At 35.6% G+C, this 21,592-nt stretch carries 18 protein-coding genes and 1 tRNA gene; 7 read left to right on the forward strand and 12 right to left on the reverse strand.

Annotated elements, in window-relative coordinates; translation table 11 throughout:
- The 3 genes from AC1W31_RS16650 to lpxK form a co-directional block, all read right to left on the reverse strand.
- A partial coding sequence (locus AC1W31_RS16650) for a PD-(D/E)XK nuclease family protein (RefSeq protein WP_481735614.1) occupies positions 1-2,762 on the reverse strand: 2,762 nt, incomplete at its 3' end.
- Between the two features lie 122 nt (positions 2,763-2,884).
- Positions 2,885-5,098 carry a putative porin gene (locus tag AC1W31_RS16655; RefSeq protein WP_481735615.1) on the reverse strand — a complete coding sequence of 738 codons (2,214 nt, stop codon included), beginning with the start codon at positions 5,096-5,098 and terminating at the stop codon, positions 2,885-2,887.
- Between the two features lie 53 nt (positions 5,099-5,151).
- Positions 5,152-6,219 (reverse strand): tetraacyldisaccharide 4'-kinase, encoded by a 1,068-nt coding sequence (lpxK, locus tag AC1W31_RS16660; protein ID WP_481735616.1) that lies wholly within the window; start codon positions 6,217-6,219, stop codon positions 5,152-5,154.
- A gap of 294 nt (positions 6,220-6,513) precedes the next feature.
- Between lpxK and AC1W31_RS16665 the strand changes: the two genes are divergently transcribed.
- Together AC1W31_RS16665 and AC1W31_RS16670 are read left to right on the forward strand one after the other, a co-directional pair.
- Positions 6,514-7,608: an o-succinylbenzoate synthase gene (locus tag AC1W31_RS16665; RefSeq protein WP_481735617.1), complete on the forward strand. Its 1,095-nt coding sequence runs from the start codon at positions 6,514-6,516 to the stop codon at positions 7,606-7,608.
- 179 nt (positions 7,609-7,787) lie between these two features.
- The gene (locus tag AC1W31_RS16670) at positions 7,788-8,204 is read left to right on the forward strand and encodes a hypothetical protein (RefSeq protein WP_481735618.1); all 417 of its coding nucleotides are present in this window, start codon (positions 7,788-7,790) and stop codon (positions 8,202-8,204) included.
- A gap of 268 nt (positions 8,205-8,472) precedes the next feature.
- Here AC1W31_RS16670 and AC1W31_RS16675 read toward each other — a convergent pair whose 3' ends face one another.
- The 3 genes from AC1W31_RS16675 to AC1W31_RS16685 all read right to left on the reverse strand — a co-directional run bounded on the left by AC1W31_RS16675 (position 8,473) and on the right by AC1W31_RS16685 (position 12,357).
- Positions 8,473-10,080 carry a vanadium-dependent haloperoxidase gene (locus AC1W31_RS16675; protein WP_481735619.1) on the reverse strand — a complete coding sequence of 536 codons (1,608 nt, stop codon included), beginning with the start codon at positions 10,078-10,080 and terminating at the stop codon, positions 8,473-8,475.
- 110 nt (positions 10,081-10,190) lie between these two features.
- Positions 10,191-11,186 carry a hypothetical protein gene (locus AC1W31_RS16680; protein ID WP_481735620.1) on the reverse strand — a complete coding sequence of 332 codons (996 nt, stop codon included), beginning with the start codon at positions 11,184-11,186 and terminating at the stop codon, positions 10,191-10,193.
- Positions 11,187-11,247: 61 nt separating this feature from the next.
- Positions 11,248-12,357: a hypothetical protein gene (locus AC1W31_RS16685; RefSeq protein ID WP_481735621.1), complete on the reverse strand. Its 1,110-nt coding sequence runs from the start codon at positions 12,355-12,357 to the stop codon at positions 11,248-11,250.
- Between the two features lie 153 nt (positions 12,358-12,510).
- Here AC1W31_RS16685 and AC1W31_RS16690 point away from each other — a divergent pair, with 153 nt between their 5' ends.
- Positions 12,511-12,966, forward strand: a complete 456-nt coding sequence (locus tag AC1W31_RS16690; RefSeq protein ID WP_481735622.1) for a helix-turn-helix transcriptional regulator — start codon at positions 12,511-12,513, stop codon at positions 12,964-12,966.
- 27 nt (positions 12,967-12,993) lie between these two features.
- Here the strand turns inward: AC1W31_RS16690 and AC1W31_RS16695 are convergent, their stop codons facing one another.
- Positions 12,994-13,398, reverse strand: a complete 405-nt coding sequence (locus AC1W31_RS16695; RefSeq protein WP_481735623.1) for a hypothetical protein — start codon at positions 13,396-13,398, stop codon at positions 12,994-12,996.
- A 78-nt stretch (positions 13,399-13,476) separates the two neighbouring features.
- Here AC1W31_RS16695 and AC1W31_RS16700 point away from each other — a divergent pair, with 78 nt between their 5' ends.
- Positions 13,477-14,460, forward strand: a complete 984-nt coding sequence (locus AC1W31_RS16700) for a sulfite exporter TauE/SafE family protein (protein WP_481735624.1) — start codon at positions 13,477-13,479, stop codon at positions 14,458-14,460.
- A gap of 156 nt (positions 14,461-14,616) precedes the next feature.
- Here AC1W31_RS16700 and hemF read toward each other — a convergent pair whose 3' ends face one another.
- The 3 genes from hemF to msrB all read right to left on the reverse strand — a co-directional run bounded on the left by hemF (position 14,617) and on the right by msrB (position 18,794).
- Positions 14,617-15,510, reverse strand: coding sequence for an oxygen-dependent coproporphyrinogen oxidase (hemF, locus tag AC1W31_RS16705; protein ID WP_481735625.1), 894 nt, complete (start codon positions 15,508-15,510; stop codon positions 14,617-14,619).
- 46 nt (positions 15,511-15,556) lie between these two features.
- A complete protein-coding gene (locus AC1W31_RS16710; protein ID WP_481735626.1) occupies positions 15,557-18,160 on the reverse strand; it encodes a penicillin-binding protein 1A in 2,604 nt (867 codons plus the stop codon).
- A 160-nt stretch (positions 18,161-18,320) separates the two neighbouring features.
- On the reverse strand, positions 18,321-18,794 hold the full coding sequence (msrB, locus tag AC1W31_RS16715) for a peptide-methionine (R)-S-oxide reductase MsrB (protein WP_481735627.1): 474 nt from the start codon (positions 18,792-18,794) through the stop codon (positions 18,321-18,323).
- A gap of 229 nt (positions 18,795-19,023) precedes the next feature.
- Here msrB and AC1W31_RS16720 point away from each other — a divergent pair.
- Positions 19,024-19,108, forward strand: a tRNA-Ser gene (locus tag AC1W31_RS16720).
- A gap of 489 nt (positions 19,109-19,597) precedes the next feature.
- Here the strand turns inward: AC1W31_RS16720 and AC1W31_RS16725 are convergent.
- Positions 19,598-19,765: a hypothetical protein gene (locus tag AC1W31_RS16725; RefSeq protein WP_481735628.1), complete on the reverse strand. Its 168-nt coding sequence runs from the start codon at positions 19,763-19,765 to the stop codon at positions 19,598-19,600.
- Positions 19,766-19,992: 227 nt separating this feature from the next.
- Between AC1W31_RS16725 and AC1W31_RS16730 the strand changes: the two genes are divergently transcribed.
- Both AC1W31_RS16730 and AC1W31_RS16735 read left to right on the forward strand, forming a co-directional pair.
- Complete coding sequence (locus tag AC1W31_RS16730) at positions 19,993-20,496, forward strand: hypothetical protein (RefSeq protein ID WP_481735629.1); 504 nt, start codon at positions 19,993-19,995, stop codon at positions 20,494-20,496.
- Between the two features lie 11 nt (positions 20,497-20,507).
- Positions 20,508-20,813 (forward strand): helix-turn-helix domain-containing protein, encoded by a 306-nt coding sequence (locus AC1W31_RS16735; protein WP_481735630.1) that lies wholly within the window; start codon positions 20,508-20,510, stop codon positions 20,811-20,813.
- 86 nt (positions 20,814-20,899) lie between these two features.
- On the opposite strand, the gene AC1W31_RS16740 is transcribed toward AC1W31_RS16735, so the two are convergent.
- Positions 20,900-21,151: a hypothetical protein gene (locus AC1W31_RS16740; protein WP_481735631.1), complete on the reverse strand. Its 252-nt coding sequence runs from the start codon at positions 21,149-21,151 to the stop codon at positions 20,900-20,902.
- Positions 21,152-21,592: the final 441 nt, after the last annotated feature.

Below are 21,592 nucleotides of genomic sequence, written 5' to 3' on the forward strand. Positions count from 1 at the left end.
CCTTTTACGGAAACCATTTGCTTCAAAACCATGTATTTATACAACCACAACTGTCTAAATTTATCTTTATCTTTATTATTCAGCAAATCAACATCGAGGTCTTCGATGCTGATTTTCAAATCTTTAGCTTCTACTTTTCCCGTTTTATAATCAATTACTCTCACGTGATTTCCACCCGTTCTGTCCATTCTGTCAATACGTCCTGCAAAGTTCACCACGATATTTTTGTGGTTTACCTGAGCAACAAATTGCACTTTCAAGGTTTTCTCGACCTCCAATAATTCTAAAGGAAAAATTTCATTTTTGAGTTGGTAAGTCAGAAATTTCTTCACGATTGTCTCGCCAACTTGATACAAAACATAATTCATGCCTTCCTCGGCTCGCAATCCTTGATTAGTTTCTTTGAAGGCTTGTTTTAAATATGAATCAATGTTTTCTAATACCTTTTCCAAATCCTCTTTTTCAACGACTCCGCCATTATCCACAAATTCTTTGTCAATATTTTCAAAGGTTTTATGAATCCAATTTCCGAAGGTATCAACGCCAATTTTTTCTTCTACTTCTTCGGCTTCGGCAATTCCTGCTATTTTGCTAAAATAATATTGCAATGAACACTGAATATATTGATTGAAATGGGAAGGATAAATGCCTTTTTCAGAAATTAATTTCTCCATAAATTGCAAAATATCATCCGTTTTTTGAATTTCTAAACGAGTTTCATCGTGCTGTTTAGTTTCGCCTTCAATGAATTTTACGGTTGGGTACGTTAACGTAATATTGGGATTTAATTTCGCCAATTCATGCTCAATTTGCAGAATAAAACGACTTTTTTCTCCCGCCCCGTACGTATCCGAGGGCAAAACGTGAACCAAAACAATTTCTTTGGCTCGTTGCAAAAGCCTAAAAAAGTGATACGCCATTACCGCATCGGCGTGTTGGTGCGTTGGTAAATTGAATTGTGGGTCGGTTAGCGCATCAAAGGGAATCAGCGTATTTTGGCGATTGGTCAAAGGTAATGTTCCTTCATTGACCGACAAAATAATTATTTTTTCAAAATCCAAGGTTCGAGTTTCCAACATTCCCATAATCTGCAAACTTTCATCCGTTTCGGACTCAAACGGAATTTTGGTTTGCTTAATAAATTCATAGAGAAACATTTTAAAACTGCGCATTGCCACGGTATCTTTTCGGTTTTCCAAAATACCGTCCATTCGTTGCAAAATCAGATAAAACTGAAACAAATATTCCGTTTCAATCGCATCCTGATTTTCTTTGTAAACGTCTCGCAATAAGTCAATTAGCTCATAAAAACACTTAATGGCATTTTGCGGTTTATTATTCCAATGTTTGAAAAGAACAGCAAATATTGGGTCGTTTTGCGAGATTTCTGCGAGTTCTTTTGAACTTAGAAAAACCCGATTGCGGTCGGTAATTTCTTGAAGCGTTTTACGAATTGGATTAAAAACTTCCGCATCCGCTGTTGCTTGGTATTTCATCAATTCCCACCTCCGCAAAAATGGATGATTCAATACTTTTACTACTTGACGATGGGAGAATTTTGGAATTTTTACCGTGCCACCTTCTTCAGTTTTGAATTCTACTAAATTTCGCTGTAATTCAAAAAGTGAGTCAATCAAGGTAAATAGCATCGAATTTCTCAATGAAAGCCCCATCGTAATGTTAAAATCTTTGACCGATTCATCCAAAGAATTCATTACTGGTACGAGTAGGTTTTCATCGCCCAAAACAATAGCCGTTTGGGATTTAGGGATTGGGGATTGGGAAGACAAAATATTGTTGCTTAATTCCTCAATTGCCAATTCCTGATTCTCCAAAGTATTCCAACCCCGATAAATATGCCCAGCTACTTTTGCTTGAATGCTTGCGTTGGGTACGCCAATGATTTGGATATTTTTTTTCCCTTTGATTAATTCGTCCGATTCCCAATTCCATTCGTCGTTATAAAGCGGAGGAATTCCTTCTAAATCTTTCCCATTTTTATAATATCGCAACCAATCTCCAGCCTTTTGAAAAGTATTTTCCAGAATGTATTTATCTGTATCCCAGATAGTTTCAGCAAAATTTTTACGTTTCAACAGGGTTCTAATTATCTTTTCTTCGGCATCACTCAAAGCGTTAAAACCAACAAAATAATACTTCTCATGTTTGTTTTTATTGAGAATATATTTGTCAACATTTTCGGCTAAATCTCGGTATGCCATTCCCCGATACACCAAACCTTTTTCAATCAAACGGCTTCTCAGATTTTGATAAACGGTATAAATATTCTCAAAAAGTTTGAAATAACGGTCGGTTCGAGGAGTTTTTAGGTTATTGCCTTTTTGCGATTCTCCCAATTGCATTTGCCAACGTTCTAAGGCTTTTGCTTCGGTGATATAACTAAAAAGGGCTTTGGGGTCAACTAAATATTGGTCAATTTTATCAAAATCAGTCAATAATGTACTCGCCCAAGTCATGAATTTTTCAAAAACGATATTCGGGTCAATTTCTTTAAATACATCAAATAATTCAAAAAGTAAGGCTACCTGGTCAATTTGACGTAAGCCCGTCATTTCCAAGATAAAATCTTCCACCGCAAACACATCAGGGGCTAAAAAAGGCACTTTCGAATGTTTGGAAAGTGCTTGTTTGAAGTATAAAACGGCACGTCGAGAAGGAAGTACAATACATACTTTTGACAATTGTGCATGATTATGTTTTGAATAAATATGTTCCGCCGAACGTTCAAGGAAGGTTTGCATTGGGAGATTGTGCTGGTTATTTATAAATTTTTAATAGTGTATTTTACTAAATTTATTCTCGAATTTTCAACCTTTCCAAGCGTTTTAAACGCTTGGAAAGGTTAATTTTATTTTTTACTAAATTAATCAAACAATAACCAATGCACGCCAAATTCAAAAGTACGGCCCATTCCCGCAAAACCTGGTGCTACATAATATCCACTATTGAATAAGCCCTGATTTGCGTGTGAAAGTTTTAAAAATAATCTTACCCGATTGATGCGTAAATCCGCAAAAATATCGGCTTTGAGATACCCTTCAACGGCTTGTTTGTCTTGCAAATGAAATTGTTGAATGGCTGGCATATACGCATCGGCTGAATAACTTGACTTATAATGCAATTCAACGCCCGTTTGAATGTAGAGTTTTTTCTTGTACAATAAATCAAAAGCGAGTCTGGAATTAGCGAAAAACTTAGGAAAACGGATTAAATCTGGCCCCGTTTTTTCAGTATAATAAAATTGATTAGTCGTTGAGAATTTTCCTTTTCGGTAATCAAAGCCAATGCCTAATTTTAAAATTCCAATGGCAGTTCCTTTGTTTTGCCTTACAAAGGCGAGTGTATCATAATAGATATAATTGGTAATAACATTGAAGTCTGCACTTGGGTGCAACATAAATCCACCCACTTTTACACTTCCATATCCGTAAATGTTATTATTTTGTACTTTATCATTAACGCCTAAAGACCTCGAATAATTTAAAAAGGACGTATAATTTTCCCATCGAAGACCATTGTTAAAATTAGCTCTTTGAATCAACGTAGGAGAAGTTGATTGACTTCTGTAGCCCAAATTCAACCATTTTCCTTGGTATTCAAATTTGAATTGATAATCATTTCCGATAAAATATTCGGCCTCAGCAAATGCCCTTGTACTATCCTTAAAATATTGATTAAGCCAAACGCCCACCATGTTTTCCGTTTTTCCGTAAACTTTAGCCGTGTCTGTCGTGTATTTATAAACTTGGGTTTCAAAAGGCGAAGTAATGGGAATATCCTTATACTTTAGGACGGGCAAATTTTGATAACTATTAAAAGGATTTTGATACGTATAAATTCGTTGTCTGATGTGCAAACGGTAGTTGAAACCCTTATAAAACCCCTTAATGCCCGATTTATGTTCAAAAAGTGAGTAACGAGTTTCACTATAAAGCGAATCTGACTGGGGATTAATGTAATGATATGTCGGGTCAACTTTTGTGGTGGTAGAAAGATTATTGCCTGTAATGTTGTAAAGTCTATGCTCTCTAAAACTCAGATTTTTGTAAGCTTGTGGATAAAATCCATTAGTCAGTCCTGCTGCAAAACTATTATCTTTAAATTGCACCTTACGGCTCTGATAATCAATTACTTGATAAAATTGAAATGCTTTGTACCCAACATATTCATGGTAAATATGCAAATTGTAAGAATTATCACGGGTTGAAGCGTTTGTGAGTAAAGGGCGATTTCCTGAAAATGACAACATTTCATCTAAAGTCCTTGTCTTTTGCAAATCAACCCCATTCTGAATAACCGTATAATTCTCCTGCACAACACCCCCTTGCTCATTTGAATTATGGTCGGATAAATTAAAATAGGCCAACAAGGAATACTTTTTATTGACGGTTTGATAATTTGAATGAATCATAAAATCCCAATGACTGATCGCTGCATTATCAGCAACGGCCGATTGGTCAACCAATTGTTTGTTGGCAGAAATGCGTTGCAGATTAATGCCCACATTCCAAAGTGAGTCAATATTTCGACTTAATTCAAACTGCAATAAATCTTGGCTATTTCCCCCTGGCACGTAAATAATATTTGAAAATGGAGATTTTGTGTTGAAATAACGCACTTGAGAAGGCTTGAAAGTGTACAATGAAAAGGCATCGTAGCCCAGCATTGTACCAATTGTTTCGGGAGCTTTGTAAAATACAGAACGAATGGCGGTGCCAATATTTCCTAAATCCTGATACAAATTTTTGTTTCGTTGAACGAAATTATAATTATGGACCCCTTCAATAATCGTATCAATATTATAAAGTCTTTTACGATTATTAAAAACATCCTCCTCCAAAAAATACTTTGTTGAAGTTGGGCCGTAAACTACTTTGGTCGAATCATCAAGGCCGATTCGACCATTTGGTACAGTTTTCTTGACTTTATCTTGTTGATTAGACTGCGGAAAACCCGTTTGCTGATTACCCGTTGGAAAGCTACTTCCACTTTGGGGAATAGAAGTAGGAAATTGGGCTTTCAATGAGCCTGAAAATAAAAGACCAATCGTGGCAAGGATATATATACTTAATTTCACACTACAAATTTAGGCAAAAAAGGGGTATAAAATGATGAATTATCAATGATGAGTTATGAATTATTACTGGTTCGAACGTCCGTACTCAATTGTGAAAGAATCAATTCATCAAAATTAGCTTTCATTTCATTATTCAAGAATCCAATTTCTATCGACAAATAATATAATTCAATTCCTTTCAATAACGGATGATTTAAGAAAGGCTGGAATTTCACCATATCTTTTTCAGTCATTAAAATTACCGTTCCGTCAAAATCGTTTTGAGCCATAATTTCCCTTAAATCTTTCTCCTTAAAATCGTGGTGGTCTTTGAAAATCAGGTGATTAATTACTTCAAATGTTCGCTTTGCATATTCTTCAAACGGCTTAGGATTCGCAATTCCAGATAATAAAATAACTTTCCCTAAACCACTATTCTCTTTTTCTGAACGACAATTTAGCGGTTTCCCATACAAAATTTTTGTAAAAAAAATCGGCGTATTTTCACGAAGATAGCACTGCAAATTATGCGTTAAGGATATTTGTTTTTCAATCGTAAAATCGTCAGGACATTTACTTACTATCAAGGCATCAGTACGTTTTGCTCCGTGCCTACGCTCACGCAATCGCCCCGCTGGAAAAACAAAATCATCGTAAATTGGTCGAGAAAAATCCATCAACAAAATATTAAAAAAGGGTTTAATCGCTCGGTGTTGAAAGGCATCATCCAGAATAATCAGGTTGGTTTCCGGTTTTTGCGTAATTATTTTCGAAACGGCCTCCACCCTATCTTCGCCAACTGCCACATTAATTTCCTGCTTAAATTTTTGATAGAATTGATAAGGTTCATCGCCAATGGTATGGGCATTTGCTTTTGAATCGGCTAATAAGAATCCTTTCGTTTCACGGCCATATCCACGACTTAGCGTAACAATTGCAAATTTATTGGCCAATAATCGTATTAAATATTCAACGTGAGGCGTTTTTCCTGTACCACCAACAGTGAGATTGCCAACGTTAATAATGGGTGTATCGAAGGTGGTTTCTTTCCAGAAACCTTTATCATAACCATAATTACGAATATCAGTAACGAGTCCGTATAAAAAAGAAAAAGGTAAGAGGATGTAATATATAAAATTCATGAGTTTGAATGGCAGCCGAATACTTTTAAATGTAAATTGATAATTGTCAATAAAAATTCACCTTTTAATAAAAAAATCTTAAATTACATTACAAAACGCAGAAAGAGTTAGGACTTTTTAGTATATTCACACCCCTTTTAAGAAACTTTAACGTCCAAATTTCGAATAAGATTTTCCTTCGAATTGCTTAACACACGAAAAATCAGACAATTGATGTTTAAATTAATAGCTAATTTCTTAAAATTTTAGCTTCAAAACTTATTGCCATTACACCCTAACTGTAGATTTTAGAAAATGAGTCTTAAAGCTGTCTTCACAAAACATACACTGGATTTTAAATTCGAGGCAGGCACGTCACGGGGCGTACTTACGCATAAAGATAGTTACTTTGTTAAAATTTTCGACCATGAAAACCCATCTGTTTTTGGATTAGGAGAATGTTCACCTTTGAAAGGGTTAAGTATCGACGACCGTCCTGATTTTGATTTACAACTATTAAGTATCTGCGAAAATTTCAATACACTCGATCTTGAAGTATATCCATGGAATTTGAATATCATTCTCGACCAAGTACTTGATAAAACCTTCCCTTCCATCGTTTTTGCTTTTGAAACAGCCATGCTTGATTTAATGAACGGGGGAAAAAGAGTCGTTTTTAATAATGCCTTTGCCAAAGCCGACCGAACCATCAACATTAATGGTTTAGTCTGGATGGGCAATCGGGATTTTATGTTAAAACAAATTGATGAGAAATTAGCCGCAGGTTATGATACCATAAAAATGAAAGTTGGAGCCATTGATTTTAAGAAAGAATGTGAAGTTTTAGCTTATATTCGTGAACGTTACGACGATAGTAAAATTACGCTAAGAGTGGACGCAAATGGTGCTTTTTCAATCCATGAAGTATTTTCAAAACTGCAAAAATTAGCCGAATTTAAGCTTCATTCCATCGAACAGCCCATTCGTCAAGGAAATGAAGACTTGATGGCTGAACTGTGTCAGAATACGCCCTTGCCGATTGCATTAGACGAAGAACTCATCGGCATTCGAGAATACACTGATAAATACAAGTTGTTAAAGAAAATAATGCCTCAATACATTATTCTGAAACCAACACTTTTGGGAGGTTTTCAGCAATGTAGAGAATGGATTGAGAACGCCAATCGCCTTAAAATTGGCTGGTGGCTTACCTCCGCTTTAGAATCGAACGTTGGTTTAAATGCCATCACCCAATTCACCGCCGAATTCAATAATACCATGCCTCAAGGTCTTGGCACTGGGCAATTATACTACAACAATATCCCTTCTCCCCTCGAAATCAGTCAAGGAAAAATCTTTCACAATCCCCAAAATGATTGGGATTTGAAGGTTTTAGCGTTTTTAGTTTAAGATTTACAGCGATTAATTTTGGTGCATTTGATGAAAATTTTAGCTTTATTTCAACACATTTTCTGTAAACTAATTGCCCAGAATTGAATGCTAATCATAAATAAAAACTCCTTAAATCTTTGTGTTTAAATCAGTAGTTTGCAAATTTGCAGAAACAAACCAACGAAAATCAAATTTCAATGAATATTCAAGCACTTGACAAAGACCTCCTTTCTTTATTTGAAAAAAGAGTAGTATTAAGCCAAATGGGTTACGACCACCGTGATTATGATGATGTAGAAGAGGCACTACACGATTTAGAAGACGATTTTAACGAAAAATATGGCGATTATTTAGAAGGCGTTCTTAGTGACATTCATAAAGAATATTGCCCAGAATCTGATGTTTTATTACCAACAGCTTATTTGGCAAAAACTTTTAAGGAAACCGCCGACGGTGGTATTGAAGTAGGGAAAGATGCGGGTGTATTAATAGAATTAGAAGCAGATCCTGCGGCAACAGCCAAATTAATCTTATTGCCAACACCAACTCGTATTGTGTTACAAGTTGGAAAGAAGAAAAATATTGTTTGGGAAGCAGAAGAAGTTGATATTTAGTAAATTTTAAAATCCATTTTAAGATTGATTTTAAATATAATATCTTAGTTAAAATCACTAAATACACTGTTATTTAGCAATCGAATGGGTATTTTAAGGACGGCATCGCTTAAAGCGATGCCGTCCTTTTTAAATAAATACGTGATAATAATTTTAAAATCCATTTTGATAAGTAAAACAAAAATTAAAAAAAAACTTCTGCCGAAAATTTCGGCAGAAGTTTGCAACACTAACCACTATTTAAATTATTAATTAATACATTTCTTTTCTATTGAACCCCGTCACTTTGTCCACGTAAAACGGCTTGATCTCCCACTGCTTTTCCAATTTTCAAGCCCCCTTCACAGTCCATTCTGTAATGAATTCCACCGTACAAACGAGACATGGAAGCCTCCTGTGCTTGCGCTTGAAATGAACTTGCACCGTCTGGAAAAATATAACTTAACACCGTTGCTGCCGCCGCTGAAAACGTTGAATGCCCCGATGTATAAGATGGAAAGTTAGGTAATCCTGTTAATGTTTTTATGCTCGGATCCATCTGTGATGGACGTGGAAAGTAATAGAAACTCTTTGTATACCAGCAACTTACAGAGGCATCCATCATGGCAGTATTTAAAAGTGCATAATTACGAGCTGTTCTAACTTCCGATTGTCTGGCAGCTACAATATACTTCTCCGCAATTTGATTCCAGTGTCCAGGAGGTGTGTGGGTTCCTGCACCATCCGCCCAAAAATGAACGATGGCAATATTTTCACGAGTAGGATTTTCGGTATAACTTTTTACTTCCGCAACCTGTGCTTGAAACTCAGCCGATTTTGTTAAAAGTGGTGGTATCGAAGCACTAATGGCCGTCAAGGTTGCTCTGTCCATATTCCAAGTTGATACGTTGCCATACATGGCCAACATCGGAGGACGGGGAGCGTCTTCCAGTGATTTCCACGCAATCTCACCTCTTTCTTCACAACGCTTTGTCAAACTATCCCATTTGGCTTGCGTACCTACGGCATTTGCCATTCCGTCGGCTCTGAAACGGGCAAAAACCTTTGCATACACCGCTTTCCCTAATTTCTCCCCTGCTTCAATATCCGAACGAGTTGAAATACCAGCCCATAATTTAAACCATTTCTGCTCCTCTTTTCTCTTATATAAATAAAGCGTATCGGCAGATTGTGGAAATAATCTTTTCAAAAACTCATAACTTACTGCCGCCATTACCGCATCTTCCGAAGGAAAAGAATTCAATTTTGGCGCAGCTACAATGATTGGAACAATGCTCGCATCAACTGCATTGGGCGATTTACGAGCATATCTTGCTTTCAAAGCCATCGCCATTACGAGTGCATCGTACTGAGCGACAGACACATAAGAATAGGCACGAGCCGCATATGGAGGATTTGAAAAAGGGAAAGTTGTGCCGCTCCCACTCAAATTATCAGGGTCTGCCGAATTAGGTAATGGGTACGGAAATGTTGTACTTTTAGAAAAATCCGAATTTTCAGCAGGAGGTAAATTATTTTTAGCCACCAATTCACGCATGATTTGATTCCAACGCAAAACACCACCACCGTTCCAATAACGAATTACCTCACGACGAGCATCGTCAATTTTACCAACTTCCGATTTTACTTCTTCAATTTCTGCAAGATATTTCGCAGAAGTAACCGCATAAGGTGTGGTTACAACGGTTGCATAATCAGCAACCACCGTGCCTGTATACGTTTTCCAAGCGCCTGCGGCGACATCGGTATTGATTGGATTCAATGCACCCAATTCTGTTCCATCTCTGTCAAGATACTTTTCGCAAGATGAAATCCCTGCAATTAGCAATATTGCGAGGAAAATTAATTTTATATTTTTGGTACTAATCGTTTTCATTTGGAATGACATTATAGTAATTATCAATGTGTAATTAATTGAAAGTGTGTAACTAATATTAAGCACTTTGGAAATAAACCTTTAAACAGTAAAATGCGAAAATTTACTTTCTATTTATGATCGCCAATTTTCATTTCTCCATTAACTTCATGCTTCATTTCACCTGGACGACAAATTGGACCGCTTGGAATACCTGCCGTTTTATTTTTACGGAAATCAATATACTTTGAAATTCCAATTGAATACGACATTGACTCTCCTACATTACGACCCGATAGAATCTTTCCACCCGTAACCATTATTTGCAAATCTTTCAAGGCTGGCACTCGATAAGCAGCAATGAAACCTACTCTTTGATAATCAAATTTATCACAAAGTGCTGGCATATCGTTTCTACGAATATCAAGTGTTCCTTGCGTAATCTGTTGGTCATAAGTGGCTTCTAATTGCCAACGATAAGAGTAATGACCGAATTTTCCACCAAAATTCACAACATCTGGCAGTGTCATTTCAGGTGTAAAATATGCTTTTCCAGCATAGTACATTTCTCTATCCGCTCTGATATTTGAACGAGCAGTGTAAGTTCCATGCGCTGTTAAAGCCAAATTTGCGGGTAAAGTATAATACAAAATTCCTCTGGCAAAACCAGTTTTTGATTGAGTACCAATGGCAAAAGGAAGATAATCGGCTACATAATTATTCGTTGGAATTGAACCGCCAATGGAACCAATTACCGAAAGATTATGCGTTTGAATTAATCGATATTTGACGGACATCGTTAAATCTTGCATGCCACTCATGCCTTGTGAAGTACCCGCCGAAGCCTTCGTGATAATATACGGGAGCGAAAACATTACATTAAAACGGTCAGAAATTCCGTAATTTCCCATCAGTATGACAGACTGCGTTGTGAGTGTACCAAGGTTTTTATTTTCACGATATATTGTACCTTCCCAGTAATTTTTCCAAGAGTCATTAGCATACGTCAATCCTCCACAAAAATTTCCTTTGGCCATAAAAATACCATCGTTCATCATTTGGGCATGGGCAAAAAGACTTACAAGAGTAAGCATAAACGTAAAACTCAGTTTGGTAAATATTTTCATTTTTTGGGGATAATTTAATTTTAAAGAGTGTCAATCCATCTATCAAAGCAAGGCAAAGTTCCTAAAATCTATGAGAAAGTGTTGCCGAAATAAAATAATCTGCAAAAGCTGCATCTCCTTGCCCGCCATATTTCAAATCTGAATACGAACGAGTACGATTTCTGGTTGTGGCAATGGGCACGTTCAACGCAAGTGTATTACGTTTGTTCATGTAGGCAATACCAGGTTCAATTGAAATAATATAACCTGGACGACGGAAACCTTCGCTTTTTCCGAAAACATCTTCCGATGGAATACCTTCAACACGTCCACCTAAGCTTGCAGAAATACCATATTTTGGCAATAAAGCATAAGCAACACCCACACGAGCCGCAAACTGATCTGAAATTGAATGTTTAACCGTGATTGGATTTTGCACATTATCTCCCAAAATACTATTGTAAGTATTATTTGTATTTTGCGGATTGAACATATAAAATGCGTTGTAATAAACCGAAGCCTTTGAGAATAGTTTTTGATAACCCTGAATCTCAAGATTGATACCCCAGCCACCATCACCTAATTGGATAGATTGGTCAACCGCTTTAGTTTGAAGATAGTCTTTTCCTTCTTTATCTAATTTATGGAAACCGTCTTGTACATTAGAATTACCCGTTGGAGCTTTCACGCCCAAACCCAAAGAAACGTTTCCATTCATGTTTTTCAAAGGGTCAGATAACCAATAGCTTACGCCCAAACGCATATCGCCTAAACCAGAAGATTTCGTACTAAAATATGGCATTGGAGCGGCGATTGTACCATTCCCATAATGTTCATATTTTGATTCACGGGTATTGCTGGCCAATGGAATGTTTAAAGTTACACTCAAACGGTCAGTTACGGAATAAGTAATTCCAATATCAAGCCCCTCAGAATAATTTTTAACCTCTGTATCGTTTATGGCACGAACTTCTTGATATTCAGTACCCACAAAATGACGATGGGAATATAGACTTCGGAAACCCATTGATACTTGCCATTGCCCAGGGCGCATCATTGAAGAGGCATTTGCTCCAGTTCCAGCGGCACAACTCATGTGGCGAACAGCCACACATCCTTGCGCTAAAATATTTTGACTTGCCAGATTTAATCCAAACAATAAGGCAGTAATAAGCTGTAAAGATTTAATCATTTTAAAATTGTTTTTATAGTTAAAAGAGACAGTTGTTGGAAGCATTTCCTGATTTCTGGAAAAATCAGGAAAAATGGTTAAATTGCACACAAAGAAAATAGTTTTAATTAAAATTTCCAACTATTTGGAAAAATAATAAAAAATTCCTGATTAATGGAAAATAGATTTAATACCAATCTCAGATTGCTCAGAAAAAAGAATAAACTAACCTTAGAAGTATTAGGAAAAACGCTTGGCGTAAGTAAAAGTGCTTTATCAGATTATGAAAATGCTCATACACTTCCATCTTTGGATGTTTGCGAGGCAATTTGTCGGTATTTCGGAACAAATTTAGATGATTTGCAAAATGTCGATTTCTCGGAAATGAATATTGAAGAGATACAAGAAAGTTCTTTAAACAGGAATTCTGACCGAAAAACGAACGATAAAAATGATTTTAGCGACCCGAGTAAACAGTTAGAATTTCAAAATAAATTGTTGCATCAACAAGTGCAAGCCTTAGAAGTTCAGCTACAATTGGTAAAGCAACTTACGGAGAGCAAGATTTCGGAAATTAAATCCTTACAGACTCAAATTAGACTTTTGGAGGAGAAATTGGCAAGTATTTAGGTATTCATGTCTCTATTCATGGATAAATTAGAGCGTTGAAGAATCGTTCAAGCTCTGACCTTTTCTACTTTCTTCACTGGCTTTTCTAATACTATCAACAAATTTTCGGGTTTCTTGTAAATTTTCATCACTGCCTGTCAATTTCTTCAAGGCATTTAGTAAAAAAATCTGTGTTTGTTCAATCACATCAAGCGTTACTTGGTTTTGGGCAATTTGCTTCTGGTTCCGAACGATGTTCATCTGGTTATTAACAATAATTTCTTGATTACGGATAATGGTCGATTGGTTCTGAATTACCATTTCATGATTATCAGCGTTTTGCTGCTGATTTTTAATCATAATGTCATAATTATCCACAATCCGAGTTTGAATTCCCTTTAAAAAATCCTGCTCATCGACTAATTTTTGTAATACTTCTTCAAAATTTTTCATTGCTCAATCTTAAAATCTTTATTATTAACTAAATTTGTAAGGAACACTTACCGAGCAGTAAATTAACGCAAAATCTTTATGCTATCCAACAAAATCCAGAAAACGAGAATTCCTTGGATATATTTAATTTTTCTAATCTTTGTACTAAGCAGCTGGTTATGGTATATGTTTAGCCATAAGAGTTTTGAAATCTACACTCGTCAATGGGCTACGGTAATTACCATGATTTTTGGTTCTTTTATCGCCGGAGCAAGCCCTGAAGGAAGTGCGGCAATTGCGTACCCCATCTTTACGTTGATTCTAAAAATAGCTCCCCCAATTGCCCGAAATTTTGCTTTTGCTATTCAGAGTATTGGCATGACTTCCGCTTCTTTATTAATTATAGGATTGAAATTGAAAGTGGATTGGAATTATATCATCTTCGTCACAATTGGTGGGGTATTTGGTTTATTTTTCGGTACTTATTACGTAGTTCCTTATGTTTCTCCCGTTCAAGCAAAACTATTTTTCGTATCACTTTATTTAAGTTTTGGAATCGCCTTATGGCTGCAAAATCGTCGTCCACAAAGGGAAGTTTTTAATAAAATTCAAGATTTTCAAAATTCTGATCGAGGAAGATTAATTATTTTCGGATTGGTTGGTGGGATTATTTCATCCATTTTTGGCACAGGAATTAATATTTTCACTTTTTGTTTAATGACTATTTATTACCGAGTAAGTGAAAAAGTTGCCACACCTTCGTCAGTCATTATCATGACCATTGAAACGATTCTGGGGCTTTTTATTCATACCCAACTCATCAATGATTTTCAACCCGAAGCTTTTGAAATTTGGTTGGCATGTGTTCCATTTGTCGCTATATTCGCTCCTTTAGGTGCTTTCGTAATTAGTAAAATGCCCAGAGAAGGAATTGCCAATTTACTATACATCATTTTAATTATTCAATTTTTTGGAGCAATGGTGGTCATCAAACCTTCCTTGATTCAATTCTCGTTGTGTATGTTAGTGTTAGTTTCTGGCATTGGATTATTTGGGTATTTAGCAAGAATCCGAAAGGTTTAAAATTGTTAAAAAAATAACGAATTAAAGGGAATACTGTTATGAAATCTAAAGAATATAAAAACGTTTCATAAGTAAGGAATTTACATGACGGAAAACAAAAGAGGTAATCAATTGCTTGACGACCTCTTCATTTTGCAAATAATATCCCGATATATTCTATACCCAATTAATCCCTTTTTTCAAAAGCCCTAAAGTTTTTTCTTCTTCCGAACCTTCCTCGGCTTGATAATTATAAACCCAATTAGCCACGGGAGGCATCGACATCAAAATGGATTCTGTTCTACCGTTGGTTTCGAGTCCGAATTTAGTGCCTCGGTCGTGTACCAAATTAAATTCTACGTATCTTCCACGGCGAAGCATTTGAAACGTTTTCTCTTTTTCTGTAAAGGGTAAGCTCTTATTTTTCTTCATAAGATGGGTATAAATTGGCACAAAAGATTCACCAATTTCCTTTACAAAATCAAATAATTGTTGCTTATTTCGTGTTTCATCCGTTTTCTGATAATCAAAAAATATTCCGCCAATTCCACGAGTTTCATTTCGATGCGTATTGAAAAAATAATCATCCGCCCACGTTTTAAATTTCGAATAATAGGCCTTATCGTGTTTATCACAAGCATTTTTTAAATAATTATGAAACCATTTTGCATCTTCTTCAACTACATAATGCGGTGTTAAATCGATGCCTCCACCAAACCAAAATGTTCCGTTCGACATTTCAAAATAGCGAACATTCATGTGTATAATTGGCACTAATGGACTTTGCGGATGGATAACGATGGACACGCCAGTAGCGAAGAAATCAACTTTCTCCGTAAGCCCCATGGATGCCAACATTTTTTCGTGCAAATCTCCCCAAACAGCCGAGAACATTACTCCCCCTTTTTCAATAACATTTCCATTTTGAATGACATGACTTCTTCCGCCACCACCACCTTCACGTTGCCAATTATCTTCGTGAAATTTTGCGGAGCCATCGGCTTTTTCTATGGCTTTGCAAATATTATCTTGAAGTTCTTGAAAGTATATTAAAATTTGTTCTTTAGTCATATTGGGTAATTATTTTGCAACCACATAGAATATAGGTAAAATCCTACTACTTAATCGTACTATCTGGTTTTACTTCAATTGGCTTATTTGATGGTAAAACAATCGAATCAGAACCCACAAATGTACTGTCATAATATAAAGTATCCGTACGTGCAGCATACGTAGCAGTACAATTGAATTCTTTTGAAATCCTTTTAGGGTCAAGTTTTGCAAATGGAACGGGATGATAAGCTTCTAACGTTGGATCTTTGATAATTTTAGACATATATCGCCCGAATAAAGGCAAAGCAGTTTTTGAGCCTTCTCCCAACGACCCACTTTTAAAGTGAATGGAACGGTCGTCCCCTCCTACCCAAGTGCCTGTCACTAAATTGCTTGTTAAACCCATGTACCAACCATCTGAATGATTAGAAGTTGTTCCTGTTTTACCCGCAAACCTTGATTTATAGCGGTCTTTACCATCAAATAAATCTTTGAACGACCATAGATTTTGGGATGTTCCCCCTTGTTCTTCCAAGCCTCCTTCGAGCATATATCGCATCAATAAAGCAGATTCTTTCTTGATGGCTTGATGGCGTTCAGGTTCAAAAGTATGAATAATGTTGCCATTACGGTCTTGAATTTCAACTACTAACATAGGTTCCGTATGAATTCCTTCGTTCAGAAAGCATCCATAAGCGCCCACTAATTCAAAAAGCGTAACATCATTCGACCCCAAACCGATGGAAGCAACGGGTGAAAGATAACTTTTTATACCCATCTGCTTAGCGTAATAAGCCACAGAATCAGCCCCCACTTCATCCGTCAATTTAGCGGCACATGAATTGATTGAACGAGCCATTGCCCTTCGTAATGACATCGTGGTATAGCTAAATTTTCCATCCGCATTGTGTGGTTTCCATATTTTTTTCTCTCCATTTTCTACATACTCTATCTCGAAGGGCTCGTCCCTAATTTGAGAACAAGGAGACATATTTTTAGCGCCATCAATGGCAGTAGTATAGACAAAAGGTTTGAAAGTAGAACCTGGCTGACGCCGACCCTGATTAACGTGGTCATATTTAAAGTACTGAAAGTCAAGTCCGCCAACCCACGCTTTAACGTGTCCTGTAAATGGATCCATTGACATCATTCCAGCCTGCAAGAATTTTTTATAATACACAATTGAATCGTAGGCACTCATAGTCATTTGCTCCTCACCTGACCCATTTCTTGAAAATACCCACATTTTCCGCTTTACATTTTTCATATAATACCAAATAGAATCCGAATTGTTATTATATTTTTTAGCTAAAATCTTATAGTATGACGTTCGTTTTGCCACCGTATCCACAAATCCAGGAATTTCAACGCCTTTTTCATCCGCCCAAGGATTTTTCCCTGACCATTGGTTATCAAAACTTTTCTGCAAAACCTTCATGCCTTCCTGCACGGATGTCTCTGCATAAGTCTGCATACGAGAATCAATTGTTGTGATAATTTTTAAGCCATCTCTGTATAAATCTAAATCAACATCACTCGAATCGGCCCATTTTTCTAAGGCTTTTGCTACGGCAGTTTTAAAATAATTACTGGTGCCATCATAAGCCGTTTCTTCATTAACTTTCAAGACAATCGGTAATTTTATCAACGATTCGTATTCTGATTTTGACAAATAATTTGCCTTCACCATGCGTGATAAAACCGTATTTCTTCTGACCAACGATTTATCATAATTCCTTCTTGGATTATACGTATTGGTTGCTTTTTGCATTCCTACCAAAACCGCTGCTTCTTGAATTTTTAAGCTATCTGGAGAAGTATTAAAGTATGTTTTTGCGGCCACTTTTATCCCGTAAGAATTACTACCAAAATCAACTGTGTTCAAATACCATAAAATTATCTCATCTTTGGTATAATATCGTTCCAATTTAACGGCAGTCAACCATTCTTTTGTCTTGACTACCAACGTTTTAACTCCTGGAATATAGGCTAATAATCCTTTTTTAGTAAAGCCTTCCTTCTTGCGAGTTTTGAAAAGATTTTTGGCTAATTGTTGGGTAATAGTACTTCCACCCCCACGTTCACTTGCGCCTGTTACTACCCCAAGTGCCACCCCAAATAATGCCCTAAAGTCAATGCCAGAGTGTTGATAAAAACGTGAATCTTCCGTGGCCACTAATGCTTTGACTAAATACGGAGAAAGTTCATCGTAATTTTTTATCGGGGTACGATTTTCTAAGAAGTATTTCCCCATCAAAACGTTATCAGAAGAATAAATTTCGGAAGATTGTGATAATTTGGGATTTTGCAATTCTCCAACCGAAGGCATTTCACCCGTGAGATATAGGAAATTGGTTTGAATACAAAAAATATAGAAAAATCCTGCAAAAACAGTCCAACCAAATATTTTCCAATATTTTTTAATACGATTATAATAAACAGAATCTTTATCGATACGTTGAACAACGGCTGCTTTAACCTTATATTTCGTATCTGAATAGGTTCCTCTTACAATATCAAGTCTTTTATAAAAAGTGGCTACTTTCTCCTCTCCGAATATTTTTACCAACAAAATATCCACTTGAACCCATAACCAGTGCAGGGTATTTAACAAGGAAGTAGTGAAGGTAATCCAAAGATTTTGAATGAGTTGCTTTATTTTGTCCATCTTACGCTTATTTGTGTATCTAAATTAAAGTACAATTTACGATAAAAGTTTGGAAAGTTTGAGGTGTTAGAAAAGTTAAAGCGTTAAACCTTTAAAGATGTTACGGAAAATGTTTCCAATCTTCAAGGGTTTAACGCTTTACTATATTCAACAGGCTAACTTATTTCTTTACAAAATTGAGCGAAGCCGAATTCATACAAAAACGTTTTCCAGTTGGTTTTGGACCATCATCAAAAACGTGTCCCAAATGCGCTCCACAACGACTACACAACACTTCATCACGAGACATTCCGTATGAATTATCAGTTGCTACTAATACATTTTCTTTTTTTACAGGGGCCCAAAATGATGGCCAACCTGTGCCAGATTCAAATTTTGTATCCGAAGTGAATAATTCTTGCTTACAACAGATACACTCATACTTTCCTTTTTCGTGATTATCCCAAGTATTTCCTGTGAACGCACGTTCAGTGCCTTTCTGACGGGTAACGGTGTATTGTTCAGGTGTTAATTGCTTTTTCCACTCCATTTCAGTTTTAGTTACTTCAAACTTTTTAGGTTTGTCTTGCTGTGTATAACTGCTACAAGCCATGATGATGATTCCCATAAATAAAATTACTCCTAAGTTTTTCATGTTGTTTATGTTTTTGTGATTTAAAAATGAAAAAAAGCCCAAAATAGGGCAATTCTCGCTAAAACTCCTGCTTTATACTATATACGAAATATAATGTGAAAAAGTTTTTACAAATTTATCTATCTGATAATCAGTGGTTGGCAAGCAAAATGACCAATGAGTGAAAAAATATTTTCCATTCAGATTTGTATAGAAAGAAAGAAAGCCCTAATTTTGCATCATCAAACACAGAGAGCTGGCAGAGTGGTCGATTGCGGCAGTCTTGAAAACTGTTGACTGTTACAGGTCCGGGGGTTCGAATCCCTCGCTCTCTACAAATAACATTAAACCCTTATATACTACATATAAGGGTTTTTTTATGCGATTATACCAATAATTCCTAAAAGTCAGAAATATTAGTCAGGTATTTGATAGAAATAACGCAACTACTCAGGTTCTTTTATTGATTATTTTGAATAAAAATATGACTATTTCAATGAAATTCAACTATTTCATTGAAAATTGGCAGTAAACTACAAAAATTAAAGTAAATCAAAATTTTGGAACACGTTTTTATGAGAATATTCTAAAGTAACTAATCATAAATTGTATTATTTATAGAAAATAGAACCTGAGTAGTAACGAAATTACTATCATTTAACATCGAATTTTGTTAAAAACAACTAAAATAATTTGTGTGTATGAAGCTAAAGACTCTCTACAAATCATATTATAAATTTGAAGTAAAACATTCTCCATCATTTTAGATTCATAAAAATTATTAGAATTCGCTTATCTTTTAAAATTTTCTAACAAAAAGGCACTTACTGTACCTCTAATCTAAGGTCTTTTTGTAATTCGAGAATATCTGTCCTAAACTTTATTTTTCCAATAAAGTCCCGTACCTCAAATGGCTTTTTACGCTTATCAAACATCCCTAAAATCTTGATAATATCCTCTTTGGTTGCATTTTTATCAACTCTTATTGTCATTTAATTCTGATTGAATTTCATTCATTTATACTAATAGTACTACCTAATTTACCATAGTTGATACGAAACTCAAATTTAAAAAATTTCTCTTTGTAGTGTTAACGAATTGTAAGCACAGCAATTAACATAAATGCAAGGAAAACGTTCTTTGATTGTATTGCAAGCAATCCATAAATTTTTTGTTAGTTTTCAGATATTGAACTATCTTCGTAAAATTTTAGTTAAAAGTGAAATTAAAACTCGTAAAATTAGATAAACTAAGCGGTCAAAAGACTCAAATTTATTCAATCGTTGTTGATAATGACGATAAAAATTTATTTGAGCATTTTTTAGATAAAAATGACGAAACCTATCACAATGAATTACTCGAAATCTTGACAAGAATTAAGAGTATTTCCACCAAAGAAGGTGCAAGAGAGCATCTTTTCAAAAAAGCCGAAGGTAAACTTGGTGATGGCGTTGAAGCACTCTACGATGAATCTAATCGTAAATTACGTCTTTATTGTATTCGTTATGGTTCGGTACTATTGGTTTTAGGCGGTGGCGGTGCAAAGAATGTAAGAACTTTGCAGGACGACCCGAAATTAAAGAAAGAAAATTACCTTCTCCGTGAAATATCAAAACGCCTGAGCCAAGCGATGCAGAATGGCGATTTAAAATGGAATAGTAGTTTTAACGATTTTGCAGGAGATTTTATTTTTGAAGATTTAGACGATAACGAAGACTTTTAAAACATACAACAATGGCACTTTTAGATAATTTATTAGCCGAAATAACACCCGAACAACAAGCACGCACAGACCGAAAAATGCGAATTGCCTGTATCATTGATGATGCAATGAAGGCAAAAGGTTTAGGCAAAAAACAATTTGCCGACAAAGTAGGTCGTAAACCGTCAGAAATTACTAAATGGTTGAGCGGAACGCATAATTTTACCATTGAAACCATTTCAGATATTGAACGTGTTTTGGGCGTTAGAATCCTCAATCTGTCCAGTATAAATAAATCTAAGCCCAATACAAACGGTAATATTTTGGCTAATTTGTAGGCACGCACAACAATAACCCCGATTGTAGGCACAAAAAAAGAGTATTGTAGGCACAACGCTCTTTTTTTGTGTACAATCTCTTTCTTTCAAATAGACAACCCTCTCAATAATTCAAACGCTTCATTTGTCAGTACATAACGATAAGACCGTTTGTCTTCTGCTATCTGATTTGTAATGATATTTTCTTCCAAATTAGTGATAGTAGGCAGTTTTATACCGAGGGTTTTTATTACTGCATTCCTGATTTTTCGTTGGTTATTAGTAGCCTTATGAGATATTTCTGAAAGTTCATTAAATTGATTTACCTCTACCCCTCCTTCTTCATGTTTATTTATCATTTCTCGCAAAATTATTTGCTATTGCTTCGTAAATTGTACTGAACCCTTCCTATCATTATTGCTTTCAATTTCAAGATTTTTATTCCTTCCAATAACGGTAACCAAATATTACACCTGCAAAAATTAGAATACCGATTAAGATTCCCCACCAATTTATACCACTTCCATAAAAACTTCCTACTGATACCGATTCTCGCTTAATCTGATTAATGGGTATTTTAATTTTACGGATTTCATTATTTTTATTATCTGCCTGATTATACAGGCATAAGGTGTCATGCCAACAGTATACCTTAGAGGTTGTCTAAAGTTTCACGAAAAATGAGAATCGGTCAGTAAATTTGAGTTGTCAAACCATAAATTTACTTTCTGATGTATCCATCAGATTTAACCGATTCTCAGTGGTAAAATATCAAAGAAAACTTTGATGTCAAAATTTTA

Source organism: Arcicella sp. (assembly GCF_964672035.1).

Excerpts from the sequence above, each read along its gene's own strand:
- lpxK (WP_481735616.1), bottom strand. The coding sequence starts at position 6,219 with ATGAATTTTATATATTACATCCTCTTACCTTTTTCTTTTTTATACGGA.
- AC1W31_RS16665 (WP_481735617.1), top strand. The coding sequence starts at position 6,514 with ATGAGTCTTAAAGCTGTCTTCACAAAACATACACTGGATTTTAAATTC.
- AC1W31_RS16670 (WP_481735618.1), top strand. The coding sequence starts at position 7,788 with ATGAATATTCAAGCACTTGACAAAGACCTCCTTTCTTTATTTGAAAAA.
- AC1W31_RS16675 (WP_481735619.1), bottom strand. The coding sequence starts at position 10,080 with ATGAAAACGATTAGTACCAAAAATATAAAATTAATTTTCCTCGCAATA.
- AC1W31_RS16680 (WP_481735620.1), bottom strand. The coding sequence starts at position 11,186 with ATGAAAATATTTACCAAACTGAGTTTTACGTTTATGCTTACTCTTGTA.
- AC1W31_RS16685 (WP_481735621.1), bottom strand. The coding sequence starts at position 12,357 with ATGATTAAATCTTTACAGCTTATTACTGCCTTATTGTTTGGATTAAAT.
- AC1W31_RS16690 (WP_481735622.1), top strand. The coding sequence starts at position 12,511 with ATGGAAAATAGATTTAATACCAATCTCAGATTGCTCAGAAAAAAGAAT.
- AC1W31_RS16695 (WP_481735623.1), bottom strand. The coding sequence starts at position 13,398 with ATGAAAAATTTTGAAGAAGTATTACAAAAATTAGTCGATGAGCAGGAT.
- AC1W31_RS16700 (WP_481735624.1), top strand. The coding sequence starts at position 13,477 with ATGCTATCCAACAAAATCCAGAAAACGAGAATTCCTTGGATATATTTA.
- hemF (WP_481735625.1), bottom strand. The coding sequence starts at position 15,510 with ATGACTAAAGAACAAATTTTAATATACTTTCAAGAACTTCAAGATAAT.
- AC1W31_RS16710 (WP_481735626.1), bottom strand. The coding sequence starts at position 18,160 with ATGGACAAAATAAAGCAACTCATTCAAAATCTTTGGATTACCTTCACT.
- msrB (WP_481735627.1), bottom strand. The coding sequence starts at position 18,794 with ATGAAAAACTTAGGAGTAATTTTATTTATGGGAATCATCATCATGGCT.
- AC1W31_RS16725 (WP_481735628.1), bottom strand. The coding sequence starts at position 19,765 with ATGACAATAAGAGTTGATAAAAATGCAACCAAAGAGGATATTATCAAG.
- AC1W31_RS16735 (WP_481735630.1), top strand. The coding sequence starts at position 20,508 with ATGGCACTTTTAGATAATTTATTAGCCGAAATAACACCCGAACAACAA.
- AC1W31_RS16740 (WP_481735631.1), bottom strand. The coding sequence starts at position 21,151 with ATGATAAATAAACATGAAGAAGGAGGGGTAGAGGTAAATCAATTTAAT.